This window comes from Salegentibacter sediminis, assembly GCF_002078605.1.
Classification (GTDB): Bacteria; Bacteroidota; Bacteroidia; order Flavobacteriales; family Flavobacteriaceae; genus Salegentibacter; species Salegentibacter sediminis.
In genome coordinates, this window is sequence record NZ_MSJR01000002.1 from 157723 (window position 1) to 174930 (window position 17208).

15 protein-coding genes are annotated in these 17208 nt (G+C 40.9%); 7 read left to right on the forward strand and 8 right to left on the reverse strand.

What is annotated here, in order from left to right; translation table 11 throughout:
• Positions 1-56: 56 nt before the first annotated feature.
• The 6 genes from BUW93_RS05030 to BUW93_RS05055 all read right to left on the reverse strand — a co-directional run bounded on the left by BUW93_RS05030 (position 57) and on the right by BUW93_RS05055 (position 4939).
• The gene (locus BUW93_RS05030) at positions 57-305 is read right to left on the reverse strand and encodes a DUF6952 family protein (protein WP_081209795.1); all 249 of its coding nucleotides are present in this window, start codon (positions 303-305) and stop codon (positions 57-59) included.
• Entirely contained in the window at positions 286-600 is a 315-nt protein-coding gene (locus BUW93_RS05035) for a thioredoxin family protein (RefSeq protein ID WP_081209797.1), read from the reverse strand. Before BUW93_RS05035 ends, BUW93_RS05030 begins: the two co-directional genes overlap by 20 nt.
• 18 nt (positions 601-618) lie before the next feature.
• The gene (locus BUW93_RS05040; protein WP_081209799.1) at positions 619-1257 is read right to left on the reverse strand and encodes a peroxiredoxin; all 639 of its coding nucleotides are present in this window, start codon (positions 1255-1257) and stop codon (positions 619-621) included.
• A gap of 159 nt (positions 1258-1416) precedes the next feature.
• Positions 1417-2895 carry a Na+/H+ antiporter NhaC gene (gene nhaC, locus BUW93_RS05045; protein WP_081209801.1) on the reverse strand — a complete coding sequence of 493 codons (1479 nt, stop codon included), beginning with the start codon at positions 2893-2895 and terminating at the stop codon, positions 1417-1419.
• A 128-nt stretch (positions 2896-3023) separates the two neighbouring features.
• On the reverse strand, positions 3024-3605 hold the full coding sequence (locus BUW93_RS05050) for an outer membrane beta-barrel protein (RefSeq protein ID WP_081209803.1): 582 nt from the start codon (positions 3603-3605) through the stop codon (positions 3024-3026).
• Positions 3606-3733: 128 nt separating this feature from the next.
• A complete protein-coding gene (locus BUW93_RS05055) occupies positions 3734-4939 on the reverse strand; it encodes an aminotransferase class I/II-fold pyridoxal phosphate-dependent enzyme (protein ID WP_081209805.1) in 1206 nt (401 codons plus the stop codon).
• Positions 4940-5099: 160 nt separating this feature from the next.
• Here BUW93_RS05055 and BUW93_RS05060 point away from each other — a divergent pair, with 160 nt between their 5' ends.
• Both BUW93_RS05060 and lpdA read left to right on the forward strand, forming a co-directional pair.
• The gene (locus BUW93_RS05060) at positions 5100-5558 is read left to right on the forward strand and encodes an Lrp/AsnC family transcriptional regulator (protein WP_081209807.1); all 459 of its coding nucleotides are present in this window, start codon (positions 5100-5102) and stop codon (positions 5556-5558) included.
• A gap of 102 nt (positions 5559-5660) precedes the next feature.
• The gene (gene lpdA / locus BUW93_RS05065; RefSeq protein WP_081209809.1) at positions 5661-7067 is read left to right on the forward strand and encodes a dihydrolipoyl dehydrogenase; all 1407 of its coding nucleotides are present in this window, start codon (positions 5661-5663) and stop codon (positions 7065-7067) included.
• Positions 7068-7379: 312 nt separating this feature from the next.
• Here the strand turns inward: lpdA and BUW93_RS05070 are convergent, their stop codons facing one another.
• Both BUW93_RS05070 and BUW93_RS05075 read right to left on the reverse strand, forming a co-directional pair.
• Positions 7380-8252, reverse strand: coding sequence for an aldose 1-epimerase family protein (locus BUW93_RS05070; RefSeq protein WP_081210227.1), 873 nt, complete (start codon positions 8250-8252; stop codon positions 7380-7382).
• 1 nt (position 8253) lies between these two features.
• Positions 8254-9603, reverse strand: coding sequence for a DEAD/DEAH box helicase (locus tag BUW93_RS05075; protein ID WP_081209811.1), 1350 nt, complete (start codon positions 9601-9603; stop codon positions 8254-8256).
• A 342-nt stretch (positions 9604-9945) separates the two neighbouring features.
• On the opposite strand from BUW93_RS05075, the gene BUW93_RS05080 reads away from it, so the two are divergent.
• From BUW93_RS05080 to BUW93_RS05100, 5 genes are all read left to right on the forward strand, one after another.
• On the forward strand, positions 9946-10506 hold the full coding sequence (locus tag BUW93_RS05080; RefSeq protein WP_081209813.1) for an NADPH-dependent FMN reductase: 561 nt from the start codon (positions 9946-9948) through the stop codon (positions 10504-10506).
• Between the two features lie 121 nt (positions 10507-10627).
• Positions 10628-11935 carry an aminodeoxychorismate synthase component I gene (gene pabB / locus BUW93_RS05085; RefSeq protein WP_081209815.1) on the forward strand — a complete coding sequence of 436 codons (1308 nt, stop codon included), beginning with the start codon at positions 10628-10630 and terminating at the stop codon, positions 11933-11935.
• Positions 11936-11962: 27 nt separating this feature from the next.
• Positions 11963-13276 (forward strand): tRNA lysidine(34) synthetase TilS, encoded by a 1314-nt coding sequence (gene tilS / locus BUW93_RS05090; RefSeq protein ID WP_081209817.1) that lies wholly within the window; start codon positions 11963-11965, stop codon positions 13274-13276.
• Positions 13273-15294: a protein-disulfide reductase DsbD family protein gene (locus BUW93_RS05095; protein WP_081209819.1), complete on the forward strand. Its 2022-nt coding sequence runs from the start codon at positions 13273-13275 to the stop codon at positions 15292-15294. The genes tilS and BUW93_RS05095 overlap by 4 nt, the downstream gene beginning before the upstream one ends.
• Positions 15295-15356: 62 nt before the next feature.
• Positions 15357-17204 carry a CocE/NonD family hydrolase gene (locus BUW93_RS05100; RefSeq protein ID WP_081209821.1) on the forward strand — a complete coding sequence of 616 codons (1848 nt, stop codon included), beginning with the start codon at positions 15357-15359 and terminating at the stop codon, positions 17202-17204.
• Positions 17205-17208: the final 4 nt, after the last annotated feature.

The window sequence follows — 17208 nt, forward strand, 5'->3', positions numbered from 1 at the left end:
ACAAACAGGCCGCTTCTTTGGAAAGCGGCCTGTTCTTAAGGGTTTTTGAAGAATGTTTATTGGTCTATAGACCCAATTACCTTCTTCATAAATCCGTTGGCGGCATCTTTTTCATCAGCGCCGTCATCAATCATTTTCTGCACTTCTACAGCTCCACAAAGGTTGGAAACCAATTCCCCAATCACGTCCATCTCATCATCTTTAACAGAGCGGTGCTCGGTGTAGTTTTCCAGGACCTCTATGGCATTTTCAAGCTTTTCCAGCTCGTTATTGCGTTGTAGGTGCCTAATTATTGGTAACTTCATTTACTAAGTCTTTTAGGGGCTCGAATTTATTGGTCTGAACCTGGTTTTTAAAACTTCCGTTTTTAAAAGTCGCGAAAGTTGGCAGGTTATCCACCTTAGCCAGTTTTCTTGACTCCGGAAATTTTTCGGCATCTACCATTAAGAACGTGGCGTTCTCATTTTCTGAAGCCAGTTTCTTGAACTTAGGCTTCATCAAGCGGCAGTTACCACACCATCCGGCCATATATTGAACAACAACAGTATCGTTATTCTCAACAATCTCGCCCAGGTTATCCTGATCTAATTCTTTTACCATAACAGTGTTTGAGTTTTTTTAGTTTAAGCTTAGGTAAGAGGCAACTCCATCGCGGTTAGCGTTCATCGCTTCTTTCCCTTCCTCCCAGTTAGCCGGGCAAACCTCACCTTTTTCCTGTACGTGAGTATAGGCATCGATCAATCTTAGGAATTCAGCAACATTTCTACCAAGTGGCATATCGTTTACACCTTCGTGGAAGATCTTTCCTTCCTCGTCGATAAGGTATGTAGCACGGTAAGTTACGTTGTCTCCTTCTAAAGTAAGATCTCCGGTTTCCTCATCATAAGACTCTCCGGTGATATCCAAGATACCAAGACGTGAGCTTAGGTTACGGTTTGTATCGGCAAGAATTGGGTAAGTTACGCCTTCAATACCACCATTGTCTTTTGGAGTATTTAACCAGGCGAAGTGTACTTCAGGAGTATCACAAGAAGCACCAATTACCATAACATTTCTCTTTTCAAATTCTTCTAAAGCCTGTTGAAATGCATGTAGTTCGGTGGGGCAAACAAAGGTGAAATCTTTTGGGTACCAGAAAAGCAATACTTTTTTATTGTTTTTCTGAGCTTCTTCAAGAACATTGATCTTGAAAGTGTCTCCCATTTCATTCATTGCATCTACGCTAAGGTTTGGAAATTTTTTTCCTACTAATGACATATTGTTCTAATTTTTAAAATTTGATTTATTGGTTTTTATTTCTGCGTGCAAATTTACAGAATGACTTCAAAGTTCATACAGATTCAAATTTTTATTGTTTATCTGATTATAAATTTTGCTTATGCTAAAATTATTTCTAAATAGAAAAGTTCTATTTAATTAAGATGCTTTTTCGCTAAGTTGTTTGATCTTTATACCGAAGGCGGCAAAGATCAATGTCATAAACGGACTCAAATAATTAAAGATTGCATAACCAAAATAGGAGGCTACCGGCACACCCAGCACTCCGCTATGATAAGCGCCGCAGGTATTCCAGGGTACTAATACTGAAGTTACCGTACCCGAATCTTCCAGGGCACGACTAAGGTTTTCGGGAGCAAGGCCTTTATCCCTGTATGCTTTCGCAAACATTTTGCCGGGCACCACGATGGCCAGATATTGATCTGAAGCGGTAGCGTTAAGGGCTAGACAGCTAAATACCGTACTTGCAAAAAGCCCGAAGGTGGTGTGAAATAAATTCAGTAAAGCTTTACTTATTCGGGCAAGTGCACCAATAGCATCCATAATTCCGCCAAAGACCATGGCGCAAATAATAAGCCAGATGGTACCAAGCATCCCGGCCATTCCCCCTGCAGAGAACAGGTCATTAAGGTTTTCATTATCGGTTTCTACGGCAGTATCTACGGTAATGGCCTGCATTACCCCTTTGTAACCGCTTACAAAAGTAAGATCATCTGCTCCAGCGATTTGAGCTACTATCCCGGGCTGGAAAATTAATGCGGCTGCTGCTCCCAGAAGGGTTCCCAATAAAAGAGCAATAAGTGGAGATATCTTTTTAACGATCAAAAGAATTACTACCAGAGGTACCACAAAAAGCCAGGGCGAAATTGTAAATGAATTTTTTATAGATGCAAGAATAGCGGAGGTGTCGGTTATTCCTGTAGGTTCCAGGTTTAAGCCAATAATTACAAAAACAGCAATCGTTATAAGAATGGTGGGAACCGTAGTAAGGGTCATATACCGAATATGGGTAAAAAGATCGGTACCAGCCATAGCCGGTGCAAGGTTTGTGGTGTCGCTTAAAGGGGAAAGTTTATCTCCAAAATAAGCTCCTGAAAGGATGGCCCCGGCTGTCATACCTACTGAGATTCCTAATGCCTCAGCAATACCAATTAGGGCAATACCCACAGTGGCCGAGGTAGTCCAGCTACTCCCTGTTGCTACCGATATTACCGCACAGATCACTACGCAGGCTGCAAGAAAAATTGTGGGATTTAGAATTTGTAAGCCATAATAGATCATGGTGGGGATTATGCCAGAAATTAGCCAGGTGCCTGCCAGGGCCCCAACCATTAATAGAATAAGAATCGCTCCCGCCGTGCTTTGAATGTTTGAAGCCACTTCATCTATCATTTTATCATACTTCGTATTATTGAAGTAACCCACGATAGCTGCAACCGCACCGCCAAGTAAAAGAATAAATTGATTGGAACCGCTAAGCGCGTCATCCCCGAATACATACACATTAAAAGCAAGCATCGCTACGAGCGCAATAACGGGGATTAAGGCTTCCAAGATATTTAATTCTCTATTTTCTACAATTTGTTCATCCTGTGGGCTGGTAGATTCGTTTTCCATTTAGGGCTTTTATATCGTAAAACCTCCCTGAGAATAATTCTTCGGGGAAGCGGGGATTAAAATTATCGTTTCTGTCCGTAATTTTACGATTTTACAGTAAAACCGACAAGTTTTAGGGGGGGCTAAAATTAAAAACGATATCCCATCCCGAACTGAATGGCAAATCCTGAAAGCTTTGAGTGATGATTTTCCTTTTCAAAAGGAATTAAAGCGTAATACCTGAAATTGGGGTTCACAAACATTACAAAGTTTCTTATATAATGATTTAATCCTATTCCGGCGCTAATACCGATACCCGATTGTGAATCGAAACTATTGTCGGAATTCTGAAAATCAAGAACCGGTCCGCCGTTTAGAAAGAAAAATTCCAGGAACCTGTAATTTAGCAGAACCGGGATAGAGGTAATCTGGAGTCGTTCCCTTCTGGAAGTTTGCTCAGGCATTGGGGCCGAAGTTATTTCGATATCGCCGGTCCAGAAACCCACCCCGCCTTCAAGACCAAGCCCGTTCTGCATTCTAAGGATGTACCTCATACCAAGCTCATAGGCGGTTTCAGGATCATAACTGGCTGCGCCAATAAGGTCTTGATTATTTCCAAAACTGTTGGAGGAAATACCATAATAGGCCCGAATTTCACTTTGGTTTTGAGCAAGGCTGTTAAGGCTGAAACTGAAAAAAAGAAGGATGAGCAAAAATTTTAAGATCTTCATGAAGCGTGAAATTAGAATTCAGAATATAACTTATTTTATTAAAGATAGTCAACTAAAAATAAAAGACCTCATTGCAAATCTGCGATGAGGTCTTTGTTGATTTAAATCCTGAAATAATTAAAGCCTTGCTATTTATTAAGAACTCCAACTTCCTCCATACATTCCTTCATCATTTGGAAGGTTCTTTCAATGTCGTTGTCCAGGCCAATGCTGAAACGGATAAGCCCGTCACTTAGTCCCATTTCCTGTTGCTCTTCCTCCGGGATTTCAGAAGAGGTAGAACTTCCGGGTGCGCTAAATAGTGTTTTGTAGAAGCCTAAGCTCACGGCAAGATATCCCAGGTTTTTCTTTTGCATCAATTCCATAAGTTCATTGGCTTTTTCCAGACTACCCACATCGAGAGTAAGTAACCCCCCAAAACCATAATCTTCATTCATCATCTCTTTGAAAGTTTCATGGCCTGGGTGTGATTCAAGTCCGGGATAAACGGTTCTCAGCCCTTCAGCCTGGAATTTTTTTGCCAGGTACATCGCATTGTGGCTATGCTGTTTTATACGGATATGAAGTGTCCTGAGATTCTTTAAAATAGAAGCAGCTCTCATACTGTCCATGGTAGGACCTAAGAGCATATTGGCCCCGTCATTTACGCTTCTAAGAGAGTCTATAAATTCCTGACTTCCGCAGGTAACTCCGCCCACGGTATCACTACTTCCGTTAATAAATTTCGTCAAACTATGGATCACGATATCCGCACCCAGTTCTTTTGGACTAATGGAAAGTGGAGAAAAAGTATTATCCACAACAAATGTGAGCCCATGTTTTTTGGCAATTTTTGCAAGTTCCGGAAGGTTGGCTACTTCCAGTAATGGGTTGCTCACGGCTTCGCAATACAAAACTTTAGTGTTTTCGGTGATAGCCGCTTCAACTTTTTCGACATTAGTAATATCAACAAATGAAGTGTTGATGTTGAGTCGGGGTGCGAAATTCTTCAGGAACGCATAAGTGCCTCCGTATATGGTGCGGCTGGAAACAATATGGTCTCCGGCTTTACATAATTGAAGCAGGGCTGGGGTGATAGCGCCCATTCCGCTGGCGGCAACGTTTGCGGTTTCGGTGCCTTCCATCGCTGCAAGGGCTTCACCAAGGTAAAGATTTGAAGGAGAAGAATGCCTTGAATATAGATAACAACCGTCTGCATTTCCTTCAAAGGTGTCAAACATAGTCTTGGCTGAAAGAAAAGTGTAAGTGGAAGAATCGGATATGGAAGGATTCACCCCTCCAAATTCTCCAAAGTATTGTAAATCCTGAATTTTATCTGCTGGTTTATATTTCATGGGTTTTATATTTAAGATTTTATCAAATTACAGTTATTTCAGAATAAAAATCAATAGGAGGATTAAAAATCAGTAAAATAAACTATAATAATGCTTTATTAAAGAATAATAATCTTGATTTGTGTATGTTTGGTTTTTAGAATAGAAAATTTTTCCGAAAATGAAATTAGACGATAAAGACCAACAGATCTTAGAGTATCTGCAACAGGACAGTAAAATGACGAACAAGCAACTTTCTATGAAACTTGATCTTTCAGTTACCGCGGTATATGAGCGTATTAAACGTTTAGAAAGGGAAGGGATAATTTCTAAATACGTAGCTTTATTAAACCCGGAAAAGGTGGAAAAAGCATTTACTGTTTTTTGCCAGATAAAACTTATTCAGCATACCCGGAATTATCTTACCCGTTTTGAAGCCGAAATTACTAGCTTGCCGGAGGTTCTGGAGTGTTTCCATGTGAGTGGGGAGTATGATTATATTTTAAAAGTTCTGGTAAAAGATATGGCTGCCTACAGGGAATTTATGGTGACTAAGCTCACCACCCTGGATCATATTGGTAGCACGCAGAGTACTTTTACTATAGAGAAAGTAAAGAATACCACAGCCATTAAGCTTTAATTCTTAAAGTTTTGTGAGGAATAGGCTGTACATTGGTCATTGCCCCGAATAGTTGTACTTTTGTGTTTACTTTGTTAAAAAATCAACACAAAAAATAAAATTATGAGTAAATATGATGTTGCAGTTATAGGCTCTGGCCCCGGCGGATATGTGGCCGCTATACGCTGCGCACAACTGGGAATGAAAACTGCAATCATAGAAAAATATTCAACTTTAGGGGGAACCTGCCTTAATGTTGGTTGTATTCCAAGTAAAGCTTTATTGGATTCTTCTCATCATTACCACGATGCTGTAAAACATTTTGAAGAACACGGGATAGATATTCCGGGCGAGGTAAAAGTAAACCTTGAGAAAATGATGGAACGTAAATCTTCGGTGGTAAGTCAAACCTGCGACGGAGTGAAGTACCTGATGGATAAAAACAAGATCGATGTTTTTGAAGGTGTAGGTTCTTTTAAGGATAAAACCCATATCAATATTGAGAAAAACGATGGGGAAACCGAAACCATCGAGGCTGCAAAAACCATTATCGCTACAGGTTCCAAACCTGCTAATCTTCCGTTTATCGAGCTGGATAAAGAACGAATAATAACTTCTACTGAAGCTTTAAAATTAAAAGAAATTCCTAAGCATATGGTCGTGATTGGCGGCGGAGTAATTGGCCTGGAATTAGGTCAGGTGTACCGTCGTTTGGGAGCTGAGGTTACTGTCGTAGAATTCTTAGACCGAATTATCCCTACAATGGATGCTGCACTTTCAAAAGAGCTTCAAAAGGTGCTTAAGAAGCAAGGTGTGAAATTCCACACTTCAACTAAAGTGAAGTCGGTAGAGCGCAATGGCGACGAGATAATCATCAAAGCCGATGATAAAAAGGATAAGGAAATCGAACTAAAGGCAGATTATTGCCTGGTATCTGTAGGGCGTAAACCTTTTACCAATGGTTTAAATGCCGATGCCGCCGGAGTAAAACTAACCGATAAGGGAATGATTGAGGTAAACGAACACCTGCAAACCAATGTAGAGAATATCTATGCTATTGGAGATGTTGTTCGTGGTGCGATGCTGGCCCATAAGGCCGAAGAAGAAGGAACTTTTGTTGCTGAAACTATCGCCGGACAAAAACCACATATCGATTATAACCTGATTCCCGGGGTAGTATATACCTGGCCTGAAGTTGCTTCCGTAGGAAAAACTGAAGAACAACTTAAGGAAGACGGGGTTAAATATAAAGAAGGTAAATTCCCTATGCGCGCCCTGGGACGTTCCAGAGCAAGTGGAGATATAGATGGATTTGTAAAAATCCTTGCCGATGAAAAGACCGATGAGGTTTTAGGTGTGCATATGATTGGCGCCCGCACCGCCGATCTTATTGCTGAAGCGGTTACTGCAATGGAATTCCGTGCTTCTGCCGAAGATATTTCGCGAATGAGCCACGCACATCCCACCTATGCTGAAGCCGTTAAGGAAGCTGCTCTTGCCGCTACCGATAACCGACCACTTCACGTATAATTTAGAATAAGATTTCACAGAAAAGCCCGGAATTTTTACGATTTCTGGGTTTTGTTTTTATTTCTGGCGAATGGATTTGGTGTCTCTTCTTTGCTTATCTTTATAAGGTTAATCCTAAAGATAGAAACGATGGCAAAAGAAAAATCACCTTCGAAGAATTCGGCTAAAAAAGAGCCGGTTTTGAGTTTAAAGGAAAAGCGTGCCGCCAAAGCCGCAAAGAAGAAGAACAGAACCTAATTCAGACAAGAACAGATAAAAAAACCCCGCTTATGAAAGCGGGGTTTTTATTTAGAAAGAGATTTATACGGGATATTATAGAATATTAATTGTATACCCTGCCTCAAAAAACTTTCCTGGTTCCAGTTGTTCAATGCCTTCTTTGGTTTTGAGATTTTGATCGGTGCCTTCAACATCTGCGATGCCCAGCCAGGGTTCTATACATACATAGGGTGCACCGGGTTTGGCCCATATTCCGAGATTTTTAAAATCCGGATATTCCAGGCTTAAAACCGTTCCCGATATTTTGCTTTTAAGAGCTACTTTCTTTGATGTTATATTTTTAAAAATAAGCGCATCATTCTCAAAAAGATCCTTTTTCAGCCAGATTTTATTTTCATTATCAAGAATGCCTTTAGTTCTTTCGCTAACCAGCCCTTCTTCATTGAGTAAATAGCTTCTAAGATCCAGCTTTTGGTCAAATTCCAGGTAATAATCTTCGTAATTCTCATTTTCGAAAAGCGGGGCATTAAAGGCCGGGTGGCCGCCCAGGGAGAAATACATAGTTTTCGTATCTAAATTAAAGACCTTATGAGACACCTCCAGATTTTTTCCTTTTAGTTTAAATGCGATTTCGAAATTAAATTTAAACGGATAATGCTGCAGACTCTCCTCTGAATATGATAATTCAAAAACCAGTTCGTTTTCGGTTTCTGTTTTCAACTGAATATTTTCGTTGTGACGCACAAACCCGTGCTTGGGCATTTTATAGGTTTTGCCTTCAAAATTGTATTCTCCGTTTTTTAAAATTCCAATTACAGGAAATAGATTCGGTGCCTGGCTCGCCCAGATCTCTGGATTGCCCTGCCAGAGATGTTCAATGCCGGTTTCCAGGTTTTTAATGCTGGAAAGTTCAGCGCCTACAGGATTTACGGCTATGCTAAGAAATTCATTTTTTATTTGGTACATATTATTTTTTTCTTCTTCGGTTAGCGTTTTTGTCCCCCCTTGTTTTGGGCTTTTTGTATTTCTTCGCAATTTCCCTTCTATAAGATCCGCCCAGGTTTTCTTTCCTGTTCTTTTCTTTTTTCTCGTGGAAAGCAGGTCCGGGAGCATCAGCATCTGAAGTTTTTGAGGGATTGTTCGCTTCAAATATCTTTGGTTGCTCTTCGGGGATCAACTCGGTAGAGATTTCAACTTCCCGCGGCAGCTCCTTTTGGGGGACTTCCATCTTCATCAGGGCCTCAATATTTTCCAGGTATTCGGTTTCAGCTTCGGTAGTTAACAAAATCGATTTTCCTTCTTTTTCTGCCCGTCCCGTACGGCCAATGCGGTGCATATAATTTTCAGGATATTTTGGGGTGTCAAAGTTGATCACGTGGCTTACCGACTCTATGTCCAACCCACGGGCCATTACATCGGTTGCCACTAAAATTCTGGAAAATCCGTTGCCAAATTGTTTGATGCTACGCAGCCTGTAATTTTGAGTCTTATTCGAGTGAATTACCGTACACTCATCGGGAAAATACGATTCAAGCTCTTGGTGAAGTCGGTCGGCCATACGTTTGTAGGCTACAAAGATGAGTACCTTGGAGTAGGTTTCTTTATCCTGAAGAATATGTTTCAGGAAATTCACTTTGGTATTAAAATTCGGGATTCGATAGCCCGTTTGCTGGATGTTATCCAGGGGAGTTCCGCTGGCGGCTACCGAAATTTTCTCCGGACTTTTAAAATTAGCTTCGATCAAATTTTCAACATTTTCAGTAATCGTTGCTGAAAACATTATGTTTTGTCGGTTCTGCGGAAGCAATTCGAAAATATTATTGATCTGAAATTTGAAGCCCAGGTCCAGCATGACATCTACTTCATCGATCACCAGTTTCTGGATAGATTTTAGCTGAAGCGCCCTCCTGAGAACTAAATCATAGAGTCTTCCCGGCGTGGCCACAACTATATCCTGGCCTTGCATAAGGTTTTGCTGTTGGGTATTGATATTCACCCCGCCATAGATCCCGACAATGCGTACATTAATATAAGCGGTAAGTTTTTCAATCTCTTCCACGACCTGTACCACCAGTTCCCTGGTAGGCACGAGAATAAGTACTCTTGGATTCTTCTGTTCAGAATATTTAAGCATCCTTAAAAGAGGGAGCATATAGGCAAAGGTTTTTCCCGTCCCGGTTTGAGCAATTCCTACCATATCTCTGCCCGACATAATGGTAGAAAAGCTTTGTTCCTGAATAGGGGTTGGGGAAGTAATCCCGAGATCATCCAATGCGTTACGCAAAGGCGTGGTAATATTTAAATCCTGAAAAGTCACAGTTTGAATTTTTATGGGCGGACAAAGTTAGTGAAACTCTGGTTTTAAAAACCGCTTTAGCGGCTTTTAAAACCAGTTAGTTGAACTAATCCCGCCGTAAGGCGGGATCTCATGCAGAAAAGACCTTATTCAAAGATTAGGTTTTTGTTTAATTCTTTTGACGAACCGTTTTAGCGGCTTTTAAAACCAGTTAGTTGAACTAATCCCCCCCGCAAGGCGTGATCTCATCCCGAAAGAACCATTTGCACATTCTTTGCAGGCTTTTAAAAATGTTAAGGAAAACTTTCTAAGCTGTTACTCTAAATTATATTTCGGTATTTTTGGGTTCAAGCTAAACCAACTATGAAGAAGATACTTGCTTTTACGGGCTCCAACAGCAGTAGGTCTATCAATTTACAGTTATTGAACCATATCACCGGGCGCATTCAGGGGCATGAGATCAAAACCATACACCTAACCGATTATGAATTGCCGATTTATAGCGCCGATATTGAACTTGAGCGGGGCATCCCCGTAAATGCGAGTATAATTAAAAATCAGATCTCCCAGCACGAGGGCCTGGTTATTACCGTCAATGAACATAACCGTAACATTTCTGCATTTTTTAAAAATATTCTCGATTGGCTTTCACGGCTTGATCGTAATTTCCTGGCTGGAAAAAAGATTTTACTTATGAGTACCTCTCCGGGAGCTAGGGGTGGCGCTGCAGCCCTGGAATATTGCAAAACAATTTTTCCGCGTTTTGGAGGGCAGGTGGTACAAAGTTTTAGTTTCCCATCTTTCCGGGATAATTTTCAGGATGGAAAAATATTAAATGAAGTACTGGAATTAGGGATCGAAGATGTGTTGACCAATTTCTCCCAGGATGTGGAAGAAGCCTCTGAAAACAGTATAGAAAATTAATTTTAGTTATTTCTTATCAAAAACCAACTGAATTAATTTCCAAATTATGAAAAAAGCTTTCGCAGAAGCTTCCTTCTTTAGCTTTCGTCTTTTTACCTTTGCCTTCCAAACTTAAGTATTCGTGCGCAGCGCAAGACAATTTACAGTAGAAAACCCTAAAGATTTTAAACAAAACTTACTTCATTGGAGTAGGCAGTTTCAGGAGGTAGCCTGGCTGGATAGCAATGAGTATATACAAAAGCATGGCGAATTCGATGCGCTACTTGCAGTGGGGGCTTTTACCGCTATCAAAACCGATTATCACAATGCTTTCGATAAGCTTCAGGAATATCAGGAGACAACCAAAGACTGGATCTTTGGGTATTTATCCTACGACCTGAAAAATGATGTGGAAAAACTTTCCAGTAGAAATTTTGATGGTTTAGCTTTTCCCGACCTCTATTTCTTTCAGCCTCAGAAATTATTTCTGTTGAAGGGAGAACATCTTGAGATGCAGTACCTCAGGATGGTTGATGATGAAATGGAAGATGACCTGGAAGAAATAAAGCAAGGTGACCCTAAAAATGTTCAGCAGAAAATGGTTGAGGAGTCTCCTGCCGGGGCCTCCACAATTGTGGCCCGAACTTCGGAACAGGATTACCTGAAAAAGGTGGAGCAAATGCTAAATCACATTCAGCGGGGGGATATTTATGAGGCTAATTTTTGCCAGGAATTCTTTTCAGAAAAACGGGTGATCGATCCTTTCAGGATTTTTGAGGAACTCAATGCAATTTCGGGACCGCCGTTTGCAACTTTTTTGCGGCTGGAAGAACATTATCTGCTTTCAGCATCACCTGAACGCTATCTCAAAAAAACAGGTTCTAAACTTATTTCCCAACCTATAAAGGGTACGGCCCGGCGAGCAGAAGATCCTATAGAGGATGCTAAAATTACCGAAAACCTAAAGAATGATCCCAAAGAACGTTCAGAAAATGTGATGATTGTAGACCTGGTGCGTAATGACCTTTCCAGGATCGCCAAAAAAGGGAGTGTGAAGGTAGAAGAATTATGCCGTGTATATCCTTTTAAGCAGGTACATCAATTAATCTCTACTATTTCTGCAGAACTTGACGAGAATATTCCCCCGGTTGAAGCTCTGCGTGTTACTTTCCCTATGGGGAGTATGACAGGCGCGCCAAAGATTTCGGCTATGAAAATTATTGAGGAGCTGGAAGATGCCAAACGTGGACTCTACAGCGGTGCAGTTGGATATTTCACACCCACCGGGGATTTTGATTTCAATGTGGTGATACGCAGTATCCTTTATAATTCAGAAAAAAAATACGTGTCTTTTTCGGTTGGGGGAGCAATAACAGCGCAGTCAATTCCGGAGAAGGAATACGAAGAATGTCTTTTAAAGGCAAAAGCAATGCGGCAGGTGCTTTCTTAAATCAGGCTTTTGTATCTTTGAAATGTGATGGAAAAAGCCTTTAAAAATCTTATCAAAAATGATTTCCCTTATCTCTGCAATTCCAGGTTATTGCTGGCGGTTAGTGGAGGCTTAGACAGCGTTGTGCTTATGCATTTGTGCAAAGCGGCCAAACTGGACATCTCCATTGCTCATTGCAATTTTAACCTGCGCGGAAAAGAGAGCGATGCAGATGAAAGCTTTGTTAAAAAGCTTGCCAGGGAGATGGAGACCGAAGTTTTTTCTCAGAATTTCAACACCGAAAAATATGCCGGGGATAAAGGGCTTTCTATCCAGATGGCAGCGCGGGATTTGCGTTACCACTGGTTTAAAGAGTTAAGACTGCAATATAAATTTGATTATGTGCTCACCGGCCATCACGCCAACGACGATTTGGAAACTTTTCTTATAAACCTTGTTCGTGGGACGGGGCTGGAAGGCTTATCGGGGATAAACCCGGAGCATAATAAAGTAATACGCCCCCTGCTTCAATTTTCCAGGAAAGAGATTGAAGCCTATGCGAAACAGCAACATATAAATTGGCGGGAAGATAGCAGTAATGCCTCCACCAAATATCTTCGGAACAAAATAAGGCACGAAATGGTGCCCCTTTTGGAGGAACTCAATCCTGAGTTTTTAAAGTCTTTTTTGCAAACCCAGGCTCATTTAAAAGAAAGCCAGGACCTGGTGGAAGACTACATTAGCCTTATCTACCCCGAAACGGTAAAAAAGGGAAAGCTGGGCTATGAATTGGATATTGCTTTTCTTCAGAAGATCCCAAATACCAAATCGGTTTTATATCAGTTATTGAAATCGTTTGGTTTCACTGAATGGAATGATGTGCATAGTCTCCTGACCGCCCAACCCGGCAAGATGGTTTTCTCGGCTACTCACAGGTTGATAAAAGACCGGGAAAAGCTTATTCTTACCGAGCTCCCTTCAGAAACACACAAACAGGATTTTTTTATTGAAGAGAATGAAGAATTTGTGATGCTGCCTATAGGTACTTTTACCTTCTCTAAGGTTAAAGCGATAGAGGAGAAGGCAGAAAATTGTATTTATGTTAATTCAGAGTTGCTTGAATACCCGTTAGTTGTGCGTAAATGGAGGAGAGGGGACTATTTTTATCCCTTCGGAATGAAAGGAAAGAAAAAGCTAAGCGACTTCTTTAAGGACAAAAAATTATCCTTACCCGAAAAGGAAAACAGCTGGCTGCTGTGTTCGGGAGAAAAAATAGTGTGGGTGATCAACCAACGGGCCGATAATCGGTTCGCAATAAGTTCCCCAGATCAGCAAATATTAAAAATCACCTGTAATTTATGAGGTACCTGGCAAGTCTGTTTCTATTAGTTATATCAATCACAACGGCTAATGCCCAGATTTTTGACGACAACGATCAAAATTATCAGTTCTCAAATCCAATAAGCTGGGAAGCTGAGGTAGAACAAGAGAACGATAGTATTTATAAACTTGTTTTTACCGCTAAGCTGGAAGAAGGCTGGCATCTTTATTCTCAAAAGGAAGCCGATATTGAAATCGCGCCAATCCCTACTAAATTTACTTATAATAACTCTTCTGACACCTATGAACTAATAGGTCATACCGAAGAACCCGATGCCGAGCCCTATTACGATGAGGTTTTTGGCGCCGATATCATTTACTTTAATGATGAGGCTGTCTTTACACAAAAGATAAAGCTTGTTGACCCTGAGGTTCGTGAGGTAGTTGCAGAAATTTATTTTTCGGTTTGTGATGATGAGCAATGTTTGCCTCCCGAGACAGAACGTTTTACCATAAACCTACAAGAAAAACAGGTAACCGCCGGGTTTACCGATCTTGAGGTCTCCGACAGAGATCAGGAACTTGCCAATGCCCTCGATATGGACATTAAGGGGATGGAAGCTTATCATCCTGGTGATGAAGAAGGAGGGAATAATTTCACCAACATATTTTTTCTTGGTTTCCTGGGAGGGCTCATCGCTTTACTTACTCCCTGTGTTTTCCCGATGATCCCGTTAACGGTATCTTTTTTCACAAAAGGAGCAAAAAACCGTAAGAAAGGTACGGTCAATGCCATCCTATATGGTTTTTTTATCGTTTTGATCTATCTTTTACTTAGTATACCATTCCATCTTCTGGATAGTGTAAATCCAGAATTATTGAATAATATTTCCACCAATGTTACGCTGAATATTCTCTTCTTCGTCATCTTTATAATATTTGCTTTTTCTTTCTTCGGATATTATGAAATCACTCTGCCCAGTTCATGGAGTAGTAAAATGGATGATAAGGCTTCCAGTGTAGGAGGATTTATAGGGATTTTCTTTATGGCCCTTACCCTGGCCCTGGTTTCCTTTTCCTGTACCGGGCCAATCCTTGGTTCCCTGCTTGGAGGTTCTTTAACCAGCGATGGGGGAGCGATGCAGCTTTCAGTTGGGATGGGTGGTTTTGGCCTTGCTTTAGCTTTACCCTTCGCTCTGTTTGCCCTTTTTCCAAACTGGTTAAATTCGTTGCCCAAGAGCGGGGGCTGGCTTAATACAGTTAAGGTAACCCTTGGTTTTATCGAATTGGCGCTTGCTTTTAAATTCCTTTCTAATGCCGATCTTGTTCAGCACTGGGGACTTTTAAAACGTGAGATATTTATAGGAATTTGGATCCTTGCAGGTCTAGGTTTGGTAGCTTACCTCTTCGGTTTGCTAAGTTTCCCACACGATGGTCCTAAGCAAAGAATAAGTAAAGGGCGATTTGGCGTAGGAGTACTGGTACTTTTATTTGTGATCTATCTAATTCCCGGGCTAACCAATACCAGTCACGCCAATTTAAAATTGCTAAGCGGATTTCCACCTCCGTTGTTTTACAGTGTGTATGATAAGGACACCGAGGCTCCCCTTGGTCTGGAAGCCTATAAAGACTGGGATAAAGGTCTTGAAGCGGCAAAGAGGGAAAACAAACCAATAATGATAGATTTTACCGGCTGGGCCTGCGTAAACTGCCGAAAAATGGAAGAACAGGTTTGGAGTGAGCCAGAAGTCTTTGAGACTATTAGAGATGAATATATCCTTATCTCTCTTTATGTAGATGATCGCAAAGAACTGGAAGAAGATGAGCAGTTTAATTACATAAGGCCAAATGGCAGTATTAAACCTATAAAGACTATTGGCGATAAATGGGCTACATTTCAAACCATCAATTTCCGAAACAACTCCCAACCCTTTTATGTGCTGGTTGATCCTGAGGTAAATATGTTACATGAGCCCGTAGGTTATATGCCAGATGCCGATAAATATTACAACTGGTTGCAGGAAGGCCTGGAAAAATTCCGGGAGGACTCTAAAAATTAAAAATTCTTCCTGTTTATGCGGGTAATTTCTATCTTTAGGAACTTTAAAAATATATTCTTAAGATGAATTTACTCCGAAATTTATTTATACTATTGTTTATCAGTGGGTTTAGCATTTCGTTTGTTGCTCAAGCCCAGGAATTTAAGGTAAAAGAACACTACAATAAAACCGAAGTCGCTATCCCCATGCGGGATGGGGTTAAATTGCATACTACAATTTATTCTCCCAAAGATACTTCTAAAGAATATCCAATTCTTATGCAGCGAACTCCATATAGTTCGCGTCCCTATGGGGAAGATCAATTCCGTTCGCTTATAGGGCCTAATAAATTCCTGATGCAGGAAGGCAATATTATTGTCTACCAGGATGTGCGGGGCCGATGGATGAGTGAGGGAAAATATGATAATATGAGGGCCTTTATTCCCAATAAAAAGGGGAATCAAACCGATGAATCCAGCGATACTTACGATAGTATTGAGTGGCTTATCAATAATGTTGAAAACAATAATGGCCGGGTAGGCACCTGGGGGATATCTTACCCCGGGCATTATGCAATAGCTTCTTTGCTGGATGCCCACCCTGCACTAAAAGCTGCCTCTCCCCAGGCCGGAATTGGAGATTTTTATTTTGATGATTTTCACCATAATGGAGCCTATCTTTTAAGTTATTGGAGAGCAACCGCCCTTTTTGGATACCAGAAAGACGGCCCTACCGATGAAGCCTGGTATGAACTTCCGGGTCTCGGTACCCAGGATCAATACCAGTTTTTCCTGGACAATGGACCATTGAGTAATCTTGATAAATATTACGGAGAAGACAACGAATTCTGGCAACAGCTAAAAGAACACCCTAATTACGATGAATTCTGGCAGAGTCGGGGAATTATTCAGCATTTGGAAGACATTGAGCCGGCCGTAATGGTGGTTGGAGGTTTATTTGATGCTGAAGACTTGTACGGTCCCTTCGAAACTTATAAAAATATTGAGAAGCGCAGCGACAATTACAATACCATGGTAATGGGGCCATGGAGCCACGGTGACTGGGCACGTTTAACCGAAAGACAGGCTGTAGGGAATGTATATTTTGGAGATAATATCTCAAAAGATTATCAGCAGAATATAGAAACTCAGTTTTTTAATCATTTTCTAAAAGCTGATGCTGATAATAATTCAGGTTTGCCTGAAGCTTATTTGTATGACACCGGAAAGCGGGAATGGAATACCTATGAGCAATGGCCTCCACAGGGAGAAGAAAGAGTGTTTTTCCTGGGTGATGACCAACAATTGACAAATGAGGCTTCAGCAACAAAAAAGAGTTTTGTAAGCGATGTAAAAAAACCGGTGCCTTATAACGATGAGATCAAGGCGGTTTTCACACCCCGCGAATATATGACGGGGGACCAGCGCTTTGCCGCCAGAAGGCCCGATGTGCTTGTTTTTGAAACCGAACGACTTGAAGAAGATATGAAACTTGCCGGTGAAATTGAAGCCATTTTGCAGGTTGCAACCACCGGTACCGCTGCCGATTGGGTAGTTAAGGTAATTGATGTTTATCCTATGGATGCTGAAGATTACGAAGAAACCATGCCACATCTCGATATGGATAATTATCATATGATGGTGCGAAGTGAGGTAATGCGTGGACGTTATAGAAACAGTTTTGAAAAGCCGGAGCCATTTACCCCTAATGAAAAAACAGAGTTGCGAATAAAGCTTCAGGATATAAATCATACCTTTAAAAAAGGTCACAAACTGCAAATTCAGGTGCAGAGTACCTGGTTCCCACTTATAGATCTTAACCCGCAAACCTATGTGCCTAATATTTTTGAAGCTTCAGAAGAAGATTTCAAAACGCAAACACATACTGTTTTTGGAGATTCCAAGATTAAATTCACCGAAATAAAAAATTGATTAT

Bases quoted from the DNA above. Each gene is read 5' to 3' on its own strand.
- BUW93_RS05095 (WP_081209819.1), top strand. From the start codon at position 13,273: ATGAGGTACCTGGCAAGTCTGTTTCTATTAGTTATATCAATCACAACG.
- BUW93_RS05030 (WP_081209795.1), bottom strand. From the start codon at position 305: ATGAAGTTACCAATAATTAGGCACCTACAACGCAATAACGAGCTGGAA.
- BUW93_RS05060 (WP_081209807.1), top strand. From the start codon at position 5,100: ATGAAATTAGACGATAAAGACCAACAGATCTTAGAGTATCTGCAACAG.
- BUW93_RS05100 (WP_081209821.1), top strand. From the start codon at position 15,357: ATGAATTTACTCCGAAATTTATTTATACTATTGTTTATCAGTGGGTTT.
- nhaC (WP_081209801.1), bottom strand. From the start codon at position 2,895: ATGGAAAACGAATCTACCAGCCCACAGGATGAACAAATTGTAGAAAAT.
- BUW93_RS05080 (WP_081209813.1), top strand. From the start codon at position 9,946: ATGAAGAAGATACTTGCTTTTACGGGCTCCAACAGCAGTAGGTCTATC.
- BUW93_RS05050 (WP_081209803.1), bottom strand. From the start codon at position 3,605: ATGAAGATCTTAAAATTTTTGCTCATCCTTCTTTTTTTCAGTTTCAGC.
- BUW93_RS05055 (WP_081209805.1), bottom strand. From the start codon at position 4,939: ATGAAATATAAACCAGCAGATAAAATTCAGGATTTACAATACTTTGGA.
- tilS (WP_081209817.1), top strand. From the start codon at position 11,963: ATGGAAAAAGCCTTTAAAAATCTTATCAAAAATGATTTCCCTTATCTC.
- BUW93_RS05070 (WP_081210227.1), bottom strand. From the start codon at position 8,252: ATGTACCAAATAAAAAATGAATTTCTTAGCATAGCCGTAAATCCTGTA.
- lpdA (WP_081209809.1), top strand. From the start codon at position 5,661: ATGAGTAAATATGATGTTGCAGTTATAGGCTCTGGCCCCGGCGGATAT.
- BUW93_RS05035 (WP_081209797.1), bottom strand. From the start codon at position 600: ATGGTAAAAGAATTAGATCAGGATAACCTGGGCGAGATTGTTGAGAAT.
- BUW93_RS05040 (WP_081209799.1), bottom strand. From the start codon at position 1,257: ATGTCATTAGTAGGAAAAAAATTTCCAAACCTTAGCGTAGATGCAATG.